The sequence below is a fragment of the Candidatus Egerieousia sp. genome, from assembly GCF_056211015.1.
The window spans coordinates 1-19,503 of the sequence record NZ_JBAELF010000076.1; the positions used below are offsets into that span (position 1 = coordinate 1).

Below are 19,503 nucleotides of genomic sequence, written 5' to 3' on the forward strand. Positions count from 1 at the left end.
GTGGACGGTGATTTTCATTTTATACTGCGCCTTGTGCTCTGTTACTCTGGCACTTTGGCATTCTGCCACTTGCCTGAACTGAACACAGGGTTTTACGCATGATTCCATATAAGTGGCGCAGGTACTGCCTGCAAAAAAAATTCGCCCCGGAAAGGCGAATTTTCTTTTGCAGGCAGTATCCTGCGCATCCATCGTAGTATAATGAACTACAGCCACTTTACCAGCGGCAGATCCTGCCTGTGCGGCAACAACGGATTCTTAGGATAGATGCGGGTTCCAACCTGGTACATACCGGTCCTCTCAGGGAGCAGTGATGTCCTGTAAGTTGCAACGCAACCCTCAACACTCTCCAAAGTAAACTCGGAAACCTCCTGGATATGGCTCACGCCATTGCCATCCACGGTGGTGAACAGCATTTCAACACCTATATGTTCAGGTTTGATACGGCCAAGGTCAATTACAACCTCGCTCATCACCTTGTCCTGAGGAGACAAAGTATATGATGCATCAGGCCTTCTGTAGGAAAGCACGCGTATGTTGTTCCACTCATTCCTCATCATAAGTTTCCAGTCTGCAATCTCCTTGGCCAGCTTGCAGTCATCCGCTTCAAGCTTGATGTAACGCTCAGTTTGTGGAATGTAATACTGATTGCAGTAATCAGAAAGCATCCTGTTGGTGGTGAAATTGCTTGCAACCTGCGAAATTGTATTCTTGATGTAGTTTATCCACTGTGCGGAACGTCCGGTAGCAGCGTCCTTGTTATAATATTCCGGTGCAATGTCAGATTCTATGGTTGCGTAAAGTGTAGCGGCGTCGAGCTCATTCTGGTAGCCCTGATCCGCATATGTCTTCTCCAAAGGAAGGGCCCAGCCAGCATCCTTCCTGTAGCCTTCCACCCACCAGCCATCAAGCACTGAGAAATGCATCACACCGTTCATGGAAGCCTTCTCTCCCGAAGTTCCGGAAGCCTCCTGACGTCTTATTGGGTTGTTCATCCATACATCCACGCCCTGAACAAGTCTCTTTGCCAATGAAATGTCATAACCTGGCACGAATATTATCTTTCCAAGGAATCTCTCCTGCTTTGAGATCTCAATGACCTGACGTATCAGATCCTGTCCCATTCCGTCTGCAGGGTGGGCCTTGCCGGCGAACACGAACTGCACAGGACGCTGTGGATTGTTCACTATGGCATCGAGTCTGTCCAGGTCTGAGAAAAGAAGAGTGGCCCTCTTGTAAGTTGCGAAACGGCGCGCAAAGCCTATGGTAAGCACATCGTCACGGAAAGTCTCCGCAATTGTCACTTTCTGGCTCGGTGAATAATGAGCGCTCATCGATGGGCTCGCTATCCTCTCAAGAATGGCTTTGACAAGCTCTTTCTTCAGGACCTTCCTCACATTCCACACATCCTCGTCGCTCAGTTTGTATATACCATCGAAACAATTCTTGTTGTAATGATGGGTTTTGAATTCCTCTCCGAACACTTGCGCATGAAGTTTTTTCCAATGGACTGAAGTCCATGTAGGATAATGAACTCCGTTTGTAACATAGCTTATGTACAGTTCCTCGGGCAGGTACCCCGGATAAAGATTGGAGAAGATGTGCTTGCTCACATCTCCGTGCAGCATTGATACTCCGTTTACGTTCTGGGACATGTTGGCCGCAAGTATGCTCATGCTGAATTTTTCCTGATTGTTGTCAGGATTTATCTTTCCAAGGCTCATAAGCTGTCTCCAGTCTATACCCAGATGGCCCATGTACGCACCAAGATAGCGCCCCATGAAATCATCTGAGAATGAATCGTGCCCTGCAGGAACAGGAGTATGTGTGGTGAACAGGCCAGATGCCCTTACAAGTTCAAGCGCCTGATCGAACGACATGTTCTTCTCACGTATGTATTCACGCATTCTTTCCAGACCTGCGAACGCAGCGTGTCCCTCATTGTAATGGTACATTGTTGGATTGAGGCCGAGAGCTCTCAATGTGCGCACTCCACCTATTCCTAGAAGCATCTCCTGCTTGATTCTGTTCTCCCAGTCTCCTCCGTAAAGCTGATGGGTAACCTGCCTGTCCTGAGGCGAATTGGCCTCGAAGTCCGAGTCAAGAAGGTAAAGTTCGGTTCTTCCCACATCCACTCTCCATATACGGGCATACATGTCCCTGTTGTCCATTCTCAACTTGATGGTAAGCCAGCTGCCGTCCGGATTGAGAACAGGAGTGGCAGGTGTCTTCATGAAGTTCTGTGCATTGTATTGCGCCTCCTGGTTGCCCTGGGCTGTAAGATGCTGTGTGAAGTATCCGTATTTGTAGAACAGGCCTATTGCAACCAGATTGACGTTCATATCACTGGTTTCCTTCAAATAGTCTCCCGCAAGAATTCCAAGACCGCCGGAATATATCTGAAGTGATGAATCTATTCCATACTCCATACAGAAATAGCCGATTGAAGGTTCAGTGCGCTCGCTCTTCTTGCTCATGTATTCATTGAACTCATCCATCACTGAGCCAAGCTGTCTGAGGAAGGATTGGCTCTGCGCCAGTTTGTTGTATTGCTTGATGCTGACCTGGTCTAGTATGACCATTGGATTGTGTCCTGATTTGTGCCACAATTCCTCATCTATAGTCCTGAATAAAAGTTTGGCATTGTCGTTCCAGCACCACCACAGATTCTTGCACAAGGTTTCAAGGCCGGCCAGAGCTTCGGGCAGATGCCTTGTAACCATTACACTACCCCAATTAGGGCGTTCCGATAATGTATAATACATGTTTTAGATTTATATGATTTGTTTTCTGATAATTCTACATTTCCTCCAGGGCGTTGTTCACCCTTATTATGAAATCGCTGAGCACGTTCATATAGTTTATGAATGCTTCGAACGGTGTATCGTATGGAGAAATTCCCCTCAGTGCATTCTTGCCGGAGAAATACTTCGTTGACATGTAATAAAGCATTTCGCTCTCCTGCAAACGTCCGAAGTCCATCCACAGATCCTCCCTGTTCAGGACATACAGATTCTCCGCAAGGCCATACAGCTTATTGAAGGCCTCCTGCTGCAATTCATTGCCAAGCCACGCACTTAAGTCCCTCTCCTCCTTTGACCAGGATTCCGGCTGCATTACAGAGATGGAATCAAGCGCCTTGAAATTCCTTACAGCCTGCGCAGGTGTCACGAATTCAATGTCAGGATCCGCCACCGCCCTGACAATGAAGTCTTTCATGAATTCCATTATACCATTTCCTGCCGAAGCGTTGAATGTCTCATAATTCATGAACAGATTCACAAGCTCTCCTTCGGAAGCCTTGATCCAGTCAAGATACTTCTGCGCTGTAAGCGGCCATTCGTTCCAGTTCCGGTCATTGAAACGCAGGGCAAGGTCATCGCTCAATGAATAGTTTCTCATCAGAAGCTTGAGGGAATCAATTGTATCGTGACTGTATATATAGTTCGGACTCTTCCAGCCAAGCACATGCTTTGCGCCTTCAACCAGCATTGCGTTGAAGCCCAGTCTGTAAACCTGCTCGCCGATATTGTCCGAGTAAATAAGATCGGTGTTCCTGAATGTCCCGGGCTTGACTCCGAAATAATCGTAGATAATCTTCCTATGCTTCTCCACCTGATGTGCGAATTCGTGTTCCGATACCACCGATGCCAGAGAATGAAAGTAGGTTTCGCAAAGGAATTCAACGTTGCCGCTGAGGGCAAGATTCCTGAAGCTGTCTATTACAGCTGGCTCGTACCTATCAAACTGTTCGATTACCGTTCCAGGCATTGAGAAAGCCAGTTTGAAAGCACCGTTGCTTTCATTTATGGCATTGAGCAGCAAACTGTTCATTGGAAGATAACAATTGGCCGATGCCTTGTGTATGTTGGTTCTGCAGGCAAAGTCATCGTAATAATGCGAATCCTTTCCTATATCAAAGAACCTGTATGTACGCAGCCTTGTAGGCTGATTCACTTCAAAATATAAGCAGATTGACTTTTTCATAACAGTGACTGATATACTTGTTTCAACTTGGCTGTTGCGCTGTTCCATTTAATGTTATTCACTTCCTGATATCCGTGGTTTGCGGCAAATCTGGAAAGAGCGGGGTACTTGACCAGTGCGTAAATGTCATCGGCCAGGGAATCAACGTCCCAGAAATCAACTTTCAGGGCATATTTGAGAATTTCGGCAGCACCGGATTGCTTGGAAATGATAGAAGGCACATTGGTACGCATGGCTTCAAGCGGTGAAATACCGAAAGGTTCTGAAACTGAAGGCATTATATATACGTCAGACAGTGCGAACATCTTCTGCACGTCAGCACCGCGCAGGAAGCCAGTGAAATGGAAACGATCGGCTATGCCGAATCTTGCAACCTGCAAGACGGCTTTCTCCATCATGTCACCGCTGCCCGCCATTACAAAACGCACGTGCTCGGTTCTCTTGATAACCTTTGCAGCCGCCTCTATGAAATATCCCGGACCTTTCTGATAGGTGATTCTTCCAAGGAAGGTAACCACCTTGTCCTTGATTCCCCTCTCAACCTGTATATCCTCCTTTCCGCTGAAATCCACCGCATTGTGAACCGTGAACACCTTGTCCGGATTGATACCGTATCTGTTGATCACAATGTTTCTTGTAAGGTCGCTCACGGTGACAACCCTGTCGGCTGCCTCCATTCCCCTCTTCTCTATCTCATACACTCTGGAATCAACCATATCATCGGTGCCCCTGTCAAATGAAGTGGCGTGGACATGAACAACCAGCGGTTTCCCGGTAAGCTCCTTTGCAGCTATTCCGGCAAGGTATGTAAGCCAGTCATGCGCATGTATGATATCTATTTCGTGAGCATGCTCCACAGCGATGGTTCCACCCACCTGAGCGTAGCGCGCAACCTCATCAAGGAGATTGGCTCCATATTTGCCGGAGAAATTGAATTTCTGCCCGAAACCTATCCTTGTCTCGTACCTGTGCTCGCGCTTCATCATCTCTATTGTCCTAAAATACTCCTCAGGCTCAACATATGGCACAATGTTGGAATCCACATGCAGGAACTTCACATTGTTGAAGCATTCACTTGCAACAGTACTTGCTGTCCGCACCTCAACATCGCTTGCATTGATGATTGTAGTACAGCTCTGGTCCTCGTCCCCGCTGGCCTTAGGCATCACAAAGATGGTTTCCACTCCATTGTGGGCCAAACCTTCAACTATTCCCTTGCAGGCTGTACCCAGACCTCCTGCAATATGTGGTGGGAACTCCCATCCGAACATCAGCACTTTCATAATGCAGCCTCCCCGTATTCGTTCAACAAATGCTCCACGGCAAGCAGTGCGGCGGTTCCCCTTGCACTGGAGATGGTTCCGTGCGGCTCGTGAGGAGGGTCACCGTCGTAGAGTTCTGAAACCGCCCCCACTCCGTGCTTGTTCAAATCCTCGACAAAGCCTTTCATCAGCCACTTGGCCCTGCTTATGAAACCATCGCCGTAAATTCTGAGCCTTGTATCTATGTAAGGCTCCAGAAGGAAGGTTCTTGTAGAGCCCTGATGGTATGCAAGGTCCCTCTCAAGCTGGCTGCCGTCGTAAACTCCCTTGTAGTTTACATCGCGCGGAGAAAGGGTTCTCAGCCCGCGTGCTGTAACAAGCTCATTCCTCATTACACGGAGAACCGAAGGCGCCAAGTCCTCGTCAACAGGTGAATATTTCACCCAGAAGGCATATATCTGATTCGGACGGACCGCCATGTTCTGCCCGTAATTATCCACATAATCCGCAAGATAGCCGAGTTCGGGGTTCCAGAACGTTTTCTGGTAGTTGGCCTTGACCATATCCCTGATCTGGCTCCACCGCTCAATGAAGTCCTTGTTCTGCGGATTGTATTCATTCTCCATCGCCAGTGCAAAGCAGATGGCATTATACCAGAAAGCATTGGTTTCCACCTGGTAGCCTGCCCTTTCGGTAACTGCCCTGCCGTTGATGTAGGCGTTCATCCAGGTGAGGGCCACTCCCTCCATCTGTGCCCAGAGCAGACCGTTAGGATGCATTGTAACCTCCTGCCTGTGCCCTCCCGTATAACTTTCAAGGACCTGCATCAGCACTTTTCCGTACTTGCCCCAGACATGTTTTTCGTCCGCACCCCATTTGATGTATTTCTGCAGGGTTACGGCAAGGTACAAAGGCGATTCAACCTGTGTTGTCCTGTGGAAAAGTCTCTGCTGCTCGTCCTCTATCAGATTGTCCAGAATCTCCTCGAACTGCTTAGGATCGTTGAGTCCATAGAGCGTCAATCCTGCAAGTGACTGCAGTGTCTCGCGCAGAAGGCCTGTGTACATCCAGGTAAGGCCTGCGCTTATCTTGAGTCTGTTGTTGTGGCGGGAAATCAGTTTGTCCGCACAGTTCACAAGCTGGTCGTGGAAAGTTTCCGCACCTGTCCGTTTCTTCAACAGGCTGTTGAACTTCCTGAGCAGCTGTGAAGGCTCCTCCGCCGAAAGCGATGCGGAAAGCACTATTGAATCGCCCTGCTTGAGCTTTATGTCAAAGTAACCGGGAACGAACAGATCCTCATTGCAGTCGAACCCGCGCCTGTACTCATCGGAGTAGGTCACGTTCATGTTCCAATGAGGAGCGGCCGTGAATTTCACATCCTTCCTGCTGAGTTGCAGATAAAGGTCCGGAAAGTTTGCATACATCCTGTAGGACATTCCGTTGCTTACAGGTATTCCGTCGGTGCGAGCCTCATTGTTCCTGTGCGTGAGCGAGTGAATGTTCCTGAATGCCAGGAAAGGTTTCAGGGAAAGCTGCACCGGATGCGGAGAGGCTACAAGTTCATACTTGATAAGAACCTGATCCTTGTCAGGAACCAGAAGCATGCTCTTCTTGAAAAGCATTTCACCCACCTTGAAAGTGAGTTGCGGAACAGGATTGGCATCGAAATCCACCACATACTTATGCCCCCGCGGTTCATAAATATCGCCGTAGCAATGTATGCCCAGATTGAACTGCTTTCCTCCTACAATCAGGCTTTCATCCACCTGCGACAGCAACAGATATCTGTCACCCCCGAACCTGTCAAGCGTCACGGCAAGCAGGCCGTGGTACTTTCTCGTATTGCAGTTAACTATTGAGGTGTTGCAATACGCACCGGTTTTGTTGGCTTCCAACACTTCCCTTCTCAAGGAGTAGGAAAGATTCACCAGCTCCGACTTGTTAAACTTCAATGATATCATCTTATAGCAATTATACTTTCTGTTTCAATTATCGTTTCTTCCCCTTTCTGACCGTCTGCTCCTTCTGGAATTCAAGGACCATTGCGCAGCGGCTCGGTATATATAATGCAAGTTCACCGTCCTCCGTGGAATGCTCCTCCCCTTCCATAAGCCTTCCAAAGCCGCCGAAACATCCGGCATCAGTGTTCAGCACCATCCTGTACCTGCCATCCCTGACCTTGAATCTCAGATTTTCGTACGAGCCGAACGGACTGAAGTTGAATGTGAAGATACAATTCTTTCTTCTGAAAATCAATACCTGTCTGTCCTCATGTATATACAGAAGTTCAGGATTTTCATTGCTTCCGCATCTGGTCCAGAAATGAATCATGGCTGCATCGAACGCCTCAAGCTGCGAGTATCTCAGGGCAGGGTCATCGGCAAGATTCCACTGCCTTCTTGCATATTTGCAGGACCACCCGTTTCCTTCCCTTGGGAAGTCTATCCATTCGGGATGTCCGAACTCGTTGCCCATGAAATTGAGATATCCTCCTCCGTTAGTGGCAAGGGTCACGAGTCTTATCATCTTGTGCAGGGCAATGCCCCTGTCAATGATGAGGTTCTGCGAACCGACCGACATTCCGTAATACATTTCCTTGTCCATAAGGCGGAATGCAAGAGTCTTGTCTCCAACCAGAGCCTGATCGTGACACTCTGCATAGCTCACGGTCCTTTCATCGGCTCTCTTGTTGGTCAGTTCATACCACATCTCTCCCACGGACCATTGCTCGTCACGCTTTTCCTTCAACCATTTTATCCAATGGTCAGCAACGCCCATTGACATCCTGTAATCAAATCCAAGGCCGCCTTCTTCAAACGGTGCCGCAAGCCCAGCCATGCCGCTCACATCCTCGGCTATGCTTATGGCGTTCGGATTGATTTCGTGAACCAGCATATTTGCAAAGGCAAGGTAATCAACGGCATTCTCGTCCACGCCGTTGTTGAAGTAATCGTCATAGCCGGTGAACACCCGTTCAAGTCCGTGATCCCAGTAAAGCATGCTGGTAACACCGTCAAAGCGGAATCCATCCAGTCTGTATTCCTCAAGCCAGTATTTGCAATTGGACAGCAGGAAGTATTTCACTTCATCCTTACCATAATCAAAGCATCTTGATTTCCAGGCAGGATGCCATCCCTGCACGCCCTTGTAGAAATACAGGCTTTCATTACCGTCAAGCCTGCCTATCCCCTCATTCTCGTTGCTTACGGAATGTGAATGTACAAGGTCCATTATAACGGCCAGCCCAAGTCCGTGAGCCTTGTCAACAAGCGCCTTGAACTCCTCCGGAGTGCCGAACCTTGAACTCAACGCAAAGAAATTGGAGACCTGATAACCAAAGGAGCCGTAGTACGGATGCTCCTGCAAAGCCATTATCTGAATTGTGTTATATCCAAGGCGCACTATGCGCGGCAGCACCTTTTCACTGAATTCATTGAATGAAGCCACCTTCTCCTCAGCGGAAGACATTCCTATATGACATTCATAAATCATAGGACAGGAAATCACAGGCTGTGGATTCTTCCATTCAAAAGGTTGCGGGTCCCAGACCTGCGCAGAGAAAATCTTGGTCCGTTCGTCCTGAACCACCCGAGTGACGTATGCCGGCAGTCTCTCCGCACCTCCTCCCTGCCATTCCACAAAGAACTTGAAAAGGTTTCCGTGATGAAGCATCATCAGAGGCAGGCGCAGCTCCCAGTTTCCATTACCTATCGGGGTGAAAGAATATGATTGTGTGCGCTTCCAATTGTTGAAATCACCTATGAGGTATATTCTGGAGGCTCCCGGAGCCCATTCCCTTATGACCCACTCAAGGCCCGCAGGCCCTGCTTCCTTGCGAAGAGGGTAGTACAAATGGTTGTTCACGGCACGTGACACCTCTCCGCCGCCAAAAAGTCTTGCCTTTTCAGTCAGGATTCTGGCGTGTCGCGAGTCTATAGCCTCGCTATAGGGTTCCAACCATTTGTCCTTTATATATATCATTTCACAAATCTGTAAACGTTCATCAGCTGGCCGGCCACCTTGCGGTCAGTTGAATAGAGCAGTTCAAACCTGTAGCCCTGCTGCTCGAATTCTCCAAGGCGCATGTCCGCATCCTTCTGTCCAATCAGGAGAAAGCCCTTCTGCGGCTGTGATTTCTTGAAGTTCTCTATGGTGTTTCCAAGATAGAAATTCAACTCGAAATAGTGCAGAGGATCACCGAGCGCCGTTTCACCTTCCTCTATGTACTCGTACATCAGGCCATCCTCAGCAGGACAGATTGTCCTGAGCTCCTGAGCTATAGGTTTCACGCTCTTTGCATTGAGGACGGCAGGCTTGTATGCGGCATCAACAGCAAAATACACTGCAACAACAATAGTAAGCATATAGAAGACATAGCCATTGTAGTTGTTCTCCTGGACATTGCCATTGGAATCAAGAGTAACGCAGCATTTCTTGAAGAACCGGCTCCTTCCATCGCCTGATTTCACCACGAACCAGTACAGGCATACAGCTACGCTCAAGGCAATGCAGATCCATTCAATGACCGAACGGATGTTCATTACGCCGCCTATGTTCTGAATGGAATGAAGCATTGCAATGTTCTGGGCTGCATGCTTCCCGCTGAAAACGGTATCCGGAACAACGCCCAGTTTCACGGCAACGAATACTGCGGTGACAACCAGCACCAGGCAGCAAAGGAAGGTATTGAAATGCTTCAGCACCTTCTTTCTGTTGCTCGCAAGCCAGAAAAGATATCTTGCAATGAAGTAGCTCAGGAAAGGATACATAGGCATAAGATATACGCTTCTCTTGCTTTGAGGTATGCAATAGAACACAAAGATTATAACAACTGCAGCCAGTGAGTAAAGTTCAAGCGGGCTGAGATTGCGCACCCATCTTACAGCCTTGCTCCACCACCTGCTTACTCCGTTCTTGCTTCCGAACTCAAGTTCCTTGTTAAGCTGATGCTCCTCAGCAAATTCACTGTTGGCTATTTCCTTGTTCACTCCCTTGATGTGCCTGAGCGAGGTGAACACTGATACGAGCAGCAATATGGTATATGGAAGATAACCTATGATCAATGTGAGGAAATTGTATGGCCAAGGTTCGTTGCACGAATCGTAAGCCATTGTGTTCGTCATCCTTCCAATGTTCTCCTCAAGCATAAGGTTCAGGAATTCCTGTCCACCCTGCCTCCAGGCGGCATAGTACCATACGGCCGGAATAACGAGGCTGAGGATTCCAATATAGAACATTCTCCACAACGCCTTCCAGGAATTCACGCCCTTGAGCAGCAGGAACACACCTGTCACAAGACAAGGGATGATACTGCCAACAGGGCCTTTGGTAAGCGTTGCGCAGCTCATGAGCAGAATGGCGCCAACAGGAACACGCCTGCTTCCCCTCTCCCACCATCTGTAAAGCAGGAACATTGCGCACACAGTGAAGAAGGTGAGCACCATATCCACCCTACAATTGCTTCCCGCCCTATGCAGTTCATTGCAGCTCAAATTGATGAGCGCAGCCGCAAATGATATCATGAGAGCGTATCCAAGACTCATCTTATGGCAGTTGCGTTTTGCAAAGAATTCAAAGGAGGCCAGAATAAGCAGTATGAAAGCAATGGCCGAAGGCACTCTTGAACTGTATTCGCTCACCTGACCTGCGGGCAGGGAAGCCAGAGCAACTGTCCAATGGAAGAAAGGCGGCTTGTATGCCATTTCGCCACCGTTGTTTCTTGGCAGAATCCAGTTACCGTCTTCAATCATTGAATACGAAACTATTGATTCTCTGGGCTCTCCTTTTGTGTTGTAATCAAACAATCCCAAAAAAGGGAGATATGCCAGCACGCAAAGAATGAGCAGGAATTTAAAAATCTGACGTTTATTCATATCTGAACATTAATTTTCTATTCTGGGTTAATGATTGCAATCTGTTTTGAACCACTTATTTCAAAACAGATTATAAAACACCATTTTAACTTACAAAGTTATATTTTTTTAATCATAAATCCTAATACCGTAATTTTATGCCGAACGATGCCTCGCAAGCATTCTTCCTGCCGAGTGAAGCGTTCAGTGCATCTTTCCGGTAATTCACGCCCGACATCCTTGCATATATTTGAAAATGATTCAAATGGCTTGAATATTTCACGCCCAGTGCACTCCAGAATATTGAGTCAAGTTTCAGCATTCCCTCCCAATGCCAGCCGCTTCCATACAGCAAGGTGCTCGAGGAAGAATATGGCAATTGGCAACCATGAGCGTACATCCTCCCCGCCCACTCCGGACAATAGAACACTCCGGCCGCCAGAGAAAGGACAAGCGGCAGTTTCACTTTGCATTGCATACGCCAGGAAGTTCTCCCAACTTTCTTTCCACCTCTTTTAATTGCATCTGCCAATCCTGCGCTTGAATCCAGAATTATGTCCTGCGAATCTGCAGCCGTGTACGCTGATGACATCTCAGCCGTCAGTACTATCGAACTCTCCCCCATTTCGCCACCCGCACCATCATGTGAAAAGACATAAGCGGCGCTGAGTCCGGCTTTCAGCCGCATTCTGGCACATTTCCCCTCAGCACTCCCATCAGGCCTCATCCAGCTCACCACAGGCCTTTCATCCTTGATTCCCACTTGCAGTCTGTAATTGGAAGAAGCAAGTTTCAGTGCCAGATTCGCATTCAGCATATTCCACTGCGACGGGTAAGGAAACTGATATCTCACCCATGGAAAATACACAGTTCCTGCACACACCGCAACAGTCCATCTGTAATGGAAATTACGTTGTATGTTCAGAGCAAAGGCCCGCTGATTTGAAGTGCCACCGCTTGCAGAAACGGCTCCTGAATATGGTGCAATATATGACTTGCTGTAGAAATGTGTATGAGCGGAAATGTTCCATTCCGCAATCGGCCCTGAAATTCCGGCAAGGAATGCCATATTCGCACCGGCATCCATTGCGGCCTCTGAATATACAATCCATTGCTTGTGTGTCAGGTAAAAATCAACTGAGAAATCTGCGTGACTTGAATTGAACTGCTGATACTTCTTGTAGTCCTGAACACTCGTCTTGCCATAGAAGGCAGCATTGAACTTATCCAGAAACCAGGCTGTTGCATTCACCCCAAGTTTATAGTTCCAGACATCTGAAGCAGTGTCATCCATAACTCCTTTGCCTGCGAAAACACCGAGGAATTCCAGACGGGCACCCGCAGTCAGTTCATTGACTGCATTCTTTGCCTCAAGCAGACTTTCAGTGTTGTGCAGACTTCCGCTGAGCAGATTCGTATAGAAGCCGTCCTTGATTCTTGCATCACACGGCCTGTATGACATGAATCCGGTCATTGATATCGACCCGACTTGCAATTTTCCACTACAATTCTCCGCAGCCACCCTTCCTGCCATATTTGCGGCACCATCTTCATTGAACAATGATACACTTGCCGCAACGCCTCTTAAAAGGCCGTCCTCTGAACTGCTGTTCCTGCCTCCTATGACATAGCCCCGCTTGCAGTACGAACCCGAACCGACTTGCATAGTTGAACCGAAATTGTTCCACCCCTTTGCGCTCCAGACTGTGAGCCCCTGCCCGAACTTTGCCGTGAAATCCCCGGCCACGAATTTGAGCAGTTTCACTCCTTTTTGCCTTTTCCTTTGATTGCCGGCATCATACGAAACAAAGGCAGAATAGAAATCAGCGAATCTTTCCCCGCGGCTGTTCGAAACCAGTGCACCATAATTCCAAGCGTTCCCGGAAGATGTGTTCACACTGCCCTTGAATCTCAGATTGCTTGCTATCGGTAAACCAACGTAGCCTTTCTCCCGCCGTTCCTTCTGCCAATCGTTCCACAATCTACCTTTTGAATAAGCATAAGACTCAAATTTGCTACGTCTTTGAGAAGCTGTTGAAAAATCAATGTAGTTCTCAAGGATTTCTGCAGCCTGCGCATCCCAGCCCAATAGTGAGGCAAGTTCAATGGCGGAAAGAATCGAGCCGGACTCCTTTCTGTAATTCACTATGATGTCGGACTGCCACTGCGTGAAGATCCCGCTGGATACCAGTGCCGCCGCATCCAGCCTGTTTACAGGCAGAGGGCTCACAATATTCTGCTGGCAACTCTCCTCAAGCGCAGCAAGGAAAGAATCATCCTCATCGCCACTCTGTGCCAATGCCCCGAATGGAATCATCGTTGCTAGAACAACGAAAAACAACTTCGCCGCCACCCTCAATTTCCGCTGGTCCACCCGCTCCATCTTCATCCTCTCCCCCATCTTGCCTTCAAAAGTTTTTCAATGCAAAGAGAATGATTATTTCCAACAAAAAATTCCTGAAACGTATATACTTTCCAGGAATTGATTCATAGTCGGGGAAAAAACTAAGGAACAACTATCAACGGTTCTCCAACAGCAACGGAAAGTTCTGCAATGGTTTTCAAAGTCAAATTGGGGAACCCGGTAGTCCATCTTGATACAACAGCCTCGCTTCGACCCATTCTTCTGGCCAGTTCACGCTGAGTAATACCTTTTGTCTTCAAGATATGGTCAAGCCGGCTGACGACATCCGATGATAGCCTCATTTCCTCGGAGATCTCAGGCGGAACAGCCTTTACTTTGTCCTCGAACCATTTTTTTTTGTTCTTCATATCCTGAATACTTTATCTTCTATTCCTATTATTGTACGCCCTTCTATTGTTATTGTTCCCAAGAGCATCTCTTTCTTCAAGAGTGCATCAAATTTCTGAAGATCCATGACATAACCATTGAGTTTTTTGCTTTGTTCATATGCCCTTGCGTCCTTTACGCCTCCATTGCCAAGTATTATCACCTCATCAGACAAGCGCATACAGTATAATCTTAGTTTGCACCTGTCAATCGGCAACGCCTGAACATTGTCATTCATCTTTCCCTCTGGCCTGAAGAAACGCTCCAAGGCTCCCTTTTCAAGAATCCGGTCAAGTGCTGCCAGCACATAGTTCAGCTGTCTGTTAAAGACAGCATTGTTCTCAAATTCCTGAACAAACTTTTCAAATTCAGTTGTACCATCCTTTTCAAAACTGATGGAATATATCGTTACAACCTCCGATGAAGTAATTTCCTCTAATGTGGTATCCTTCTTCAAAACACAAAAATAATAAAACTTGTTATATATGCTATTTTTTTTACATATCGAACCGTTTCCCGTTCAGGCACAAAGAGAATGATTTTTTCCAACAAAAAATTCCTGAAACGTATATACTTTCCGAAAACTTACCACGGATTTTCAATTGAACGCCAATAATGCTACTTTTGCAAAAGAACTTACTACACGGTTTTGATATGAACATTTATTCAGCGAATACGGCTTTGGAACAGCTGGTACAGGCAGACCGTAATCTGTTCAGCACATTGAACGGCTGGTACTCCCCATTCGGTGACGCAGTGATGCCGGTAATAACCCATCCTCTCACAGGCGTTCCGATTTACATATTCATATTCTGGCTCATCTTCCGCAAATTCTATAATAGCAAGCATGAGCATTCGAACTTCTCCGATAATGGCGGAAATACCGGATGGTTCAGAACGGAACGCTTCTGGATGCTGTTTGCGTCAATAGCGGCCGTTGTGGCCACATTCGGTCTTTGTGATTTCGGCTCCGCAGAATTCTTCAAATACACTATCTGCCGACTGCGTCCCTGCCATGATCCTCTCATGATGGACAAGCTCAGGCTGCTTGAAGATGCCGGAGGACTATACGGCTTTGTATCAAGCCATGCTGCCAACCTGTTCGGGCTGGCACTGATTTCATCACTCATAATCAGAAACCGCTGGTACAGCTGCTTCATTTTCATCTGGGCCGCTCTGGTCGGTTACAGCAGAGTGTACGTTGGGAAGCATTTCCCGGGCGATGTCTTCTGCGGTGCGCTATACGGTTTGATAGCGGCCATACTGGTTTATTATGTATATACCATCGCTGTAAAATATATAAGGAAAATCAATAAATAGCTGTATCTTTGCAGCCGGATTTCCATTAGTTGTAAATAGGTTCAAGGAGCCTATAATGCAGTGAGAATGAATCGAATAAAAGTTCTAGACAAGTATTTCAAGCTCTATCTTACCAATCAGGAGATAGAGGAGGCCATATCAAAGGTTGCCACAAGGTTGAACAAGGACATGAAAGGGGTGGACACACCTATCATGCTGGGAGTAATGACTGGCGCATTCATGTACACAGCGTCGCTGGCGCAGAAAATTGATTTTCCTTGTGAACTCTCCTTCATCAAACTGTCTTCATACAATGGCGTAAGAACCACAGGCTCAGTAACTCAGGTCTTTGGCCTCACTACTTCCGTGGCAGGGAGGACAGTAATCATTACTGAAGATATTGTTGACACAGGCACAACGATGGCTGAACTCACCAAAATTCTGAAGGATGCCGGAGCGGCCGACGTGAAGATAAGCGCTCTATTCTTCAAGCCCAAGGCCTGCATCAGGAAAATAGAGGTGGATTATCCTGCATTTGAGATTCCTAACGACTTTGTCCTTGGCTTCGGGCTTGATTACAACCAGATGGGACGCCAGTACAAGGATTTATACGTTCTTGATACAAATCAGGAAGACTAAAAAAATTGTAAGATAATGAAATTTTATATTCTGCTAGGGCCTCCGGGGGCCGGAAAAGGAACCCAGGCCGCATTGATGGTCAAGGAACTTGGCTACGTTCACGTTTCTACAGGTGACGTTCTGCGCAAGGAAATCTCAAAAGGCACTGAACTTGGTGCACAGGTCAAGAAGCTCATAGACAACGGTGAATTCGTTCCGGATGCCATCGTTGAAACAATAATCGAACAGGTAATTGACCAGAATCCCCAGGCAAAAGGGTTCATATTCGACGGATTCCCAAGAACAGTGTCACAGGCGGAGGATCTGGACAGTATGCTTGCCAGGAAAGGATACGGCATTACCAATACAATCTGCATAAGCCTTCCGGACAAGTTCATCTTTGAAAGGATAGCCCACAGAGCACGTATTGAAGGCCGCGCCGACGATGCCAAGACCGATACTATTCAGACACGCATAGACATTTATCATGCCCGCACCGAACCGCTCATAAACTTCTACAGAGAGAAAGGCCTCTATAGCGAAATCGACGGCCAGGGAACAATAAAGGAAGTGTTCGGTTCAATAGTCAAGCTCACCCGAGAACAATGATCTCACCTGAGTCTGTTTCTCAGGAAATGACCTCGGACAAACGCAAAATAGAAAGCGGCCCCGAAGAAATTCAACAACCACGCAGCCCAGAAAGCTGCGTGGTAATTTATTGCCTGGGCCAGAACGCCTCCGATCAGCACTCCTGCTCAGGACCCCAGGTCCCAGCTGGTGAGCAATGTTGAATTGGCTGTTCCCCTCTTGTTGTGCGGTGCGAGGTTGATGAACATTGCCTGGAAAGCCGGAAACATATGGCCGTTACCCAGACCTATCACAAGCGCAGCCACCGTATTACCGGAAAGCACTACGCCTATCATCTGCTTGTCGCCGGTGAAAGTATCGGCTATGTATAGCGGAAGCAGAGGGGTAAGCAGCATGAAGGAGAAATACAGCATGAAATTCCCCGCCAGCACTTTCAGATAATTCGCATTGAAAAGCCGCTCCTGTTCCATAGGCCGATTACAGCTTTGAAAAGATGATTCAGTGAATTGGGGCCGTAGCGGTGATTATTCGTGCATGGCGGCCCAGAGCATCTCCTTCAGTTCCTTTATACCCATCCCGGTAACGGATGAAATGAATATTGTAGGAATCTTGCGTGGAAGATGAGGCTTGATTTCAGCCATGAGTTCCTCATCCAGGAGGTCTGATTTTGAAACAGCCAGAACACGCTGCTTGTCAAGAAGTTCAGGATTGTATTTCTTGAGTTCGTTGAGCAGAATCCTGTATTCCTTGAGGATATCCTTGCTGTCCGCCGCTACCATGAAAAGCAGCACGGAGTTTCTTTCTATATGACGCAGGAACCTGTAACCCAGGCCCTTGCCTTCGGATGCACCCTCAATGATACCGGGGATGTCAGCCATGACAAAAGACTTGTCGTCATAGTATGAAACTATACCTATGCTTGGCTCCATCGTGGTGAAAGCATAATCGGCAACCTTGGGCCTTGCAGCGGATACCGTTGACAACAGGGTTGATTTGCCGGCATTGGGGAAGCCTACCAGGCCAACATCTGCAAGAACCTTGAGCTCAAGTATGTACCAGCCTTCAACTCCGTCCTCTCCCGGCTGGGAGTACCTAGGTGTCTGGTTGGTTGCTGTCTTGAAATATGCGTTGCCAAGACCGCCGCGGCCGCCGCGAAGCAGAATCACCTCCTGTTTGTCTTCGGTAATCTCGCATATCTGCTCGCCGGTCTCCGCATTCTTTGCAACGGTTCCCAGAGGAACATCCAGATAAATGTCCTTTCCGTTAGCGCCCTTGCTGAGCTGCCCGCTGCCGCTTTCGCCTTCCTCGGCCTTTATATGTTTCCTGTATTTCAAATGGATGAGCGTCCAGAACTGGCTGCTGCCCCTGAGTATTATATGCCCGCCGCGGCCGCCGTCACCTCCGTCGGGACCGCCCTTTGGCACAAACTTCTCCCTGCGCATGTGCGTGCTGCCATTGCCTCCCTTTCCCGAAGCCAGGAACAGCTTTACGTAGTCTATGAAATTAGAATCGGCCATAACTTTCGTATTGTCAGCGAATTGGTGAAACTTGAAAGGCTCCCGTGCAACAGATATGCAACAGTTTTTGTCGAAAAATCAAAAACAAACCTCATAACAAGCATAAATTAATAAAGTTGCTTTGTTGCACGAATATTGGTCTGTTGTGGCCAATTTATGTCAAGTTTCATCCTTCTGACTTGCAAAGATAGTGAATTTGCATGATACTGAAATCGTTTGGAAAACATTCATTAGTCACCTTTTGATTCTACAGTCTGAAGCACACAATGTATTGACTATTCTGATAGAAAGTGGCTTTATAACCAATGAACAGGAATGCCCCTGGCTCCAGACCCGCACTGCCAAGCAGTCAATTGCCAAACTGCACGTAAAATGGATTACCAAGTATGTAAAACACGTATTATCAACATATTGTTGTAGATAGTAATTGAAAATTCCCCCAGGAAAATTATTTAAAAAGGGACCATAGAAAGAAGAGATTTAGCTTTGCTCTAAGCAAATCCAAAATCAATGATTTCTATGGACATCAAACAACAAATCCTTCACAACTATCGAGTAGAAGAACTGAGTCTGCGGGACATCTTCCGCAAGACCGGCGCCGCACCATTCCGTGCCGACAGCCCCCTCGCCCGAGAACTCCTCCAGTTCCACGATATGGCAGCCATCCCCGTCATCCTGGGCCAGGATGACTGGACAGGCATCTTCACACTCGATATTACGGCCATCGACCCGATAGACACCTCATCCTACGACACCTCCACCAGCCCGCTCTTCCGGAGCTCGATGATGAGGTAATGGTGATTATCCGAACTATGCTGAAAAGCGTCAGAAGGAATATGATGAATGGAAGAAAAAGGTAAACCGTGACTTCACACCTGATGAACTGATTCGTGACATCATGGCTCGCGCTGCGGCAGAAGAGGAAGGTACATAAAAAACAAGGATCGCCGTAGCGACCCCGTGACCTCCTTTAACACCATGGTCAATGAGATATGCAAGGTTATTTACTCTTTTTTACTTTGCAAAATATATTTGCAAAAATCTACTTGACTTCGCTTCATCCTTTGTCACAGCCGCCATTTGTGATGCCCCTATAAAAAGACTAAACCCGAATGTTTGATTGCTCAGGGACATCCGGGGATTACGGTTACAAAGGTGCCAACTCTTCCGGAAATAACAAACTCATGTGGTTACTTTTTCCGAATCATCCACTGTAGGTCAGCTGCAAGAAAAGATCGACCGAGATAGTTGAGTTTCGGATTCAGCTATTGGCAGCAGGCATTGAGAATTGCATATGTACTATGGTTCTCATGTTCACGAATGAAGAGGGCAACTGTATCCTACCACCTACACAATTATGTTCCACGATTTGCAGTGATGGATTGTTGAATGAAAAAAATCGGGAAAGCATAACCCTTCCCGATTGTATTCAAGTATTAATAGCATCGATCTTATTCGTCTTTGACGAGATTGAATTTTGTTGAGACTTCTTTTTGATCAATCACTGAACGCAAGTTGAATCTCTTTTTCTGCGTTACATATCCGTTCTTTTCGCAAGTTACTTCAATCTGGACATTCCCAGAATTATT

15 protein-coding genes are annotated in these 19,503 nt (G+C 47.4%); 4 read left to right on the forward strand and 11 right to left on the reverse strand.

What is annotated here, in order from left to right:
• Positions 1-206: 206 nt before the first annotated feature.
• The 9 genes from glgP to AC06L3_RS05565 form a co-directional block, all read right to left on the reverse strand.
• Complete coding sequence (glgP, locus tag AC06L3_RS05525) at positions 207-2,765, reverse strand: alpha-glucan family phosphorylase (protein ID WP_475669625.1); 2,559 nt, start codon at positions 2,763-2,765, stop codon at positions 207-209.
• 34 nt (positions 2,766-2,799) lie between these two features.
• A complete protein-coding gene (locus tag AC06L3_RS05530) occupies positions 2,800-3,987 on the reverse strand; it encodes a glycoside hydrolase family 57 protein (RefSeq protein WP_475669626.1) in 1,188 nt (395 codons plus the stop codon).
• Entirely contained in the window at positions 3,984-5,270 is a 1,287-nt protein-coding gene (locus AC06L3_RS05535; RefSeq protein WP_475669627.1) for a glycosyltransferase family 4 protein, read from the reverse strand. Before AC06L3_RS05535 ends, AC06L3_RS05530 begins: the two co-directional genes overlap by 4 nt.
• The gene (locus tag AC06L3_RS05540; RefSeq protein ID WP_475669628.1) at positions 5,267-7,210 is read right to left on the reverse strand and encodes a glycogen debranching enzyme N-terminal domain-containing protein; all 1,944 of its coding nucleotides are present in this window, start codon (positions 7,208-7,210) and stop codon (positions 5,267-5,269) included. Before AC06L3_RS05540 ends, AC06L3_RS05535 begins: the two co-directional genes overlap by 4 nt.
• Before the next feature lie 28 nt (positions 7,211-7,238).
• A complete protein-coding gene (locus AC06L3_RS05545; RefSeq protein WP_475669629.1) occupies positions 7,239-9,230 on the reverse strand; it encodes an alpha-amylase family glycosyl hydrolase in 1,992 nt (663 codons plus the stop codon).
• Positions 9,227-11,122, reverse strand: coding sequence for an ArnT family glycosyltransferase (locus AC06L3_RS05550; protein WP_475669630.1), 1,896 nt, complete (start codon positions 11,120-11,122; stop codon positions 9,227-9,229). The genes AC06L3_RS05545 and AC06L3_RS05550 overlap by 4 nt, the downstream gene beginning before the upstream one ends.
• Before the next feature lie 121 nt (positions 11,123-11,243).
• Positions 11,244-13,502 carry a hypothetical protein gene (locus AC06L3_RS05555; RefSeq protein ID WP_475669631.1) on the reverse strand — a complete coding sequence of 753 codons (2,259 nt, stop codon included), beginning with the start codon at positions 13,500-13,502 and terminating at the stop codon, positions 11,244-11,246.
• Between the two features lie 104 nt (positions 13,503-13,606).
• Complete coding sequence (locus AC06L3_RS05560; protein WP_475669632.1) at positions 13,607-13,873, reverse strand: helix-turn-helix domain-containing protein; 267 nt, start codon at positions 13,871-13,873, stop codon at positions 13,607-13,609.
• Positions 13,870-14,349 (reverse strand): hypothetical protein, encoded by a 480-nt coding sequence (locus AC06L3_RS05565; protein WP_475669633.1) that lies wholly within the window; start codon positions 14,347-14,349, stop codon positions 13,870-13,872. Before AC06L3_RS05565 ends, AC06L3_RS05560 begins: the two co-directional genes overlap by 4 nt.
• Before the next feature lie 197 nt (positions 14,350-14,546).
• Here AC06L3_RS05565 and AC06L3_RS05570 point away from each other — a divergent pair, with 197 nt between their 5' ends.
• The 3 genes from AC06L3_RS05570 (at position 14,547) to AC06L3_RS05580 (ending at position 16,418) form a co-directional block, all read left to right on the forward strand.
• Positions 14,547-15,212, forward strand: coding sequence for a phosphatase PAP2 family protein (locus AC06L3_RS05570; protein WP_475669634.1), 666 nt, complete (start codon positions 14,547-14,549; stop codon positions 15,210-15,212).
• A 66-nt stretch (positions 15,213-15,278) separates the two neighbouring features.
• Entirely contained in the window at positions 15,279-15,830 is a 552-nt protein-coding gene (locus tag AC06L3_RS05575; protein WP_475669635.1) for a phosphoribosyltransferase, read from the forward strand.
• Positions 15,831-15,845: 15 nt separating this feature from the next.
• Positions 15,846-16,418: an adenylate kinase gene (locus AC06L3_RS05580; protein WP_475669636.1), complete on the forward strand. Its 573-nt coding sequence runs from the start codon at positions 15,846-15,848 to the stop codon at positions 16,416-16,418.
• Positions 16,419-16,564: 146 nt separating this feature from the next.
• Here the strand turns inward: AC06L3_RS05580 and AC06L3_RS05585 are convergent, their stop codons facing one another.
• Both AC06L3_RS05585 and obgE read right to left on the reverse strand, forming a co-directional pair.
• A complete protein-coding gene (locus tag AC06L3_RS05585; RefSeq protein ID WP_475669637.1) occupies positions 16,565-16,867 on the reverse strand; it encodes a hypothetical protein in 303 nt (100 codons plus the stop codon).
• A 54-nt stretch (positions 16,868-16,921) separates the two neighbouring features.
• Positions 16,922-17,914 carry a GTPase ObgE gene (gene obgE / locus AC06L3_RS05590; RefSeq protein WP_475669638.1) on the reverse strand — a complete coding sequence of 331 codons (993 nt, stop codon included), beginning with the start codon at positions 17,912-17,914 and terminating at the stop codon, positions 16,922-16,924.
• 519 nt (positions 17,915-18,433) lie between these two features.
• Here obgE and AC06L3_RS05595 point away from each other — a divergent pair.
• Positions 18,434-18,709 carry a hypothetical protein gene (locus AC06L3_RS05595; RefSeq protein WP_475669639.1) on the forward strand — a complete coding sequence of 92 codons (276 nt, stop codon included), beginning with the start codon at positions 18,434-18,436 and terminating at the stop codon, positions 18,707-18,709.
• Positions 18,710-19,503 lie beyond the last annotated feature (794 nt).

Bases quoted from the DNA above. Each gene is read 5' to 3' on its own strand.
- AC06L3_RS05535 (WP_475669627.1), bottom strand. From the start codon at position 5,270: ATGAAAGTGCTGATGTTCGGATGGGAGTTCCCACCACATATTGCAGGA.
- glgP (WP_475669625.1), bottom strand. From the start codon at position 2,765: ATGTATTATACATTATCGGAACGCCCTAATTGGGGTAGTGTAATGGTT.
- obgE (WP_475669638.1), bottom strand. From the start codon at position 17,914: ATGGCCGATTCTAATTTCATAGACTACGTAAAGCTGTTCCTGGCTTCG.
- AC06L3_RS05580 (WP_475669636.1), top strand. From the start codon at position 15,846: ATGAAATTTTATATTCTGCTAGGGCCTCCGGGGGCCGGAAAAGGAACC.
- AC06L3_RS05560 (WP_475669632.1), bottom strand. From the start codon at position 13,873: ATGAAGAACAAAAAAAAATGGTTCGAGGACAAAGTAAAGGCTGTTCCG.
- AC06L3_RS05595 (WP_475669639.1), top strand. From the start codon at position 18,434: ATGGACATCAAACAACAAATCCTTCACAACTATCGAGTAGAAGAACTG.
- AC06L3_RS05530 (WP_475669626.1), bottom strand. From the start codon at position 3,987: ATGAAAAAGTCAATCTGCTTATATTTTGAAGTGAATCAGCCTACAAGG.
- AC06L3_RS05555 (WP_475669631.1), bottom strand. From the start codon at position 13,502: ATGGGGGAGAGGATGAAGATGGAGCGGGTGGACCAGCGGAAATTGAGG.
- AC06L3_RS05545 (WP_475669629.1), bottom strand. From the start codon at position 9,230: ATGATATATATAAAGGACAAATGGTTGGAACCCTATAGCGAGGCTATA.
- AC06L3_RS05575 (WP_475669635.1), top strand. From the start codon at position 15,279: ATGAATCGAATAAAAGTTCTAGACAAGTATTTCAAGCTCTATCTTACC.
- AC06L3_RS05585 (WP_475669637.1), bottom strand. From the start codon at position 16,867: ATGGAACAGGAGCGGCTTTTCAATGCGAATTATCTGAAAGTGCTGGCG.
- AC06L3_RS05550 (WP_475669630.1), bottom strand. From the start codon at position 11,122: ATGAATAAACGTCAGATTTTTAAATTCCTGCTCATTCTTTGCGTGCTG.
- AC06L3_RS05540 (WP_475669628.1), bottom strand. From the start codon at position 7,210: ATGATATCATTGAAGTTTAACAAGTCGGAGCTGGTGAATCTTTCCTAC.
- AC06L3_RS05570 (WP_475669634.1), top strand. From the start codon at position 14,547: ATGAACATTTATTCAGCGAATACGGCTTTGGAACAGCTGGTACAGGCA.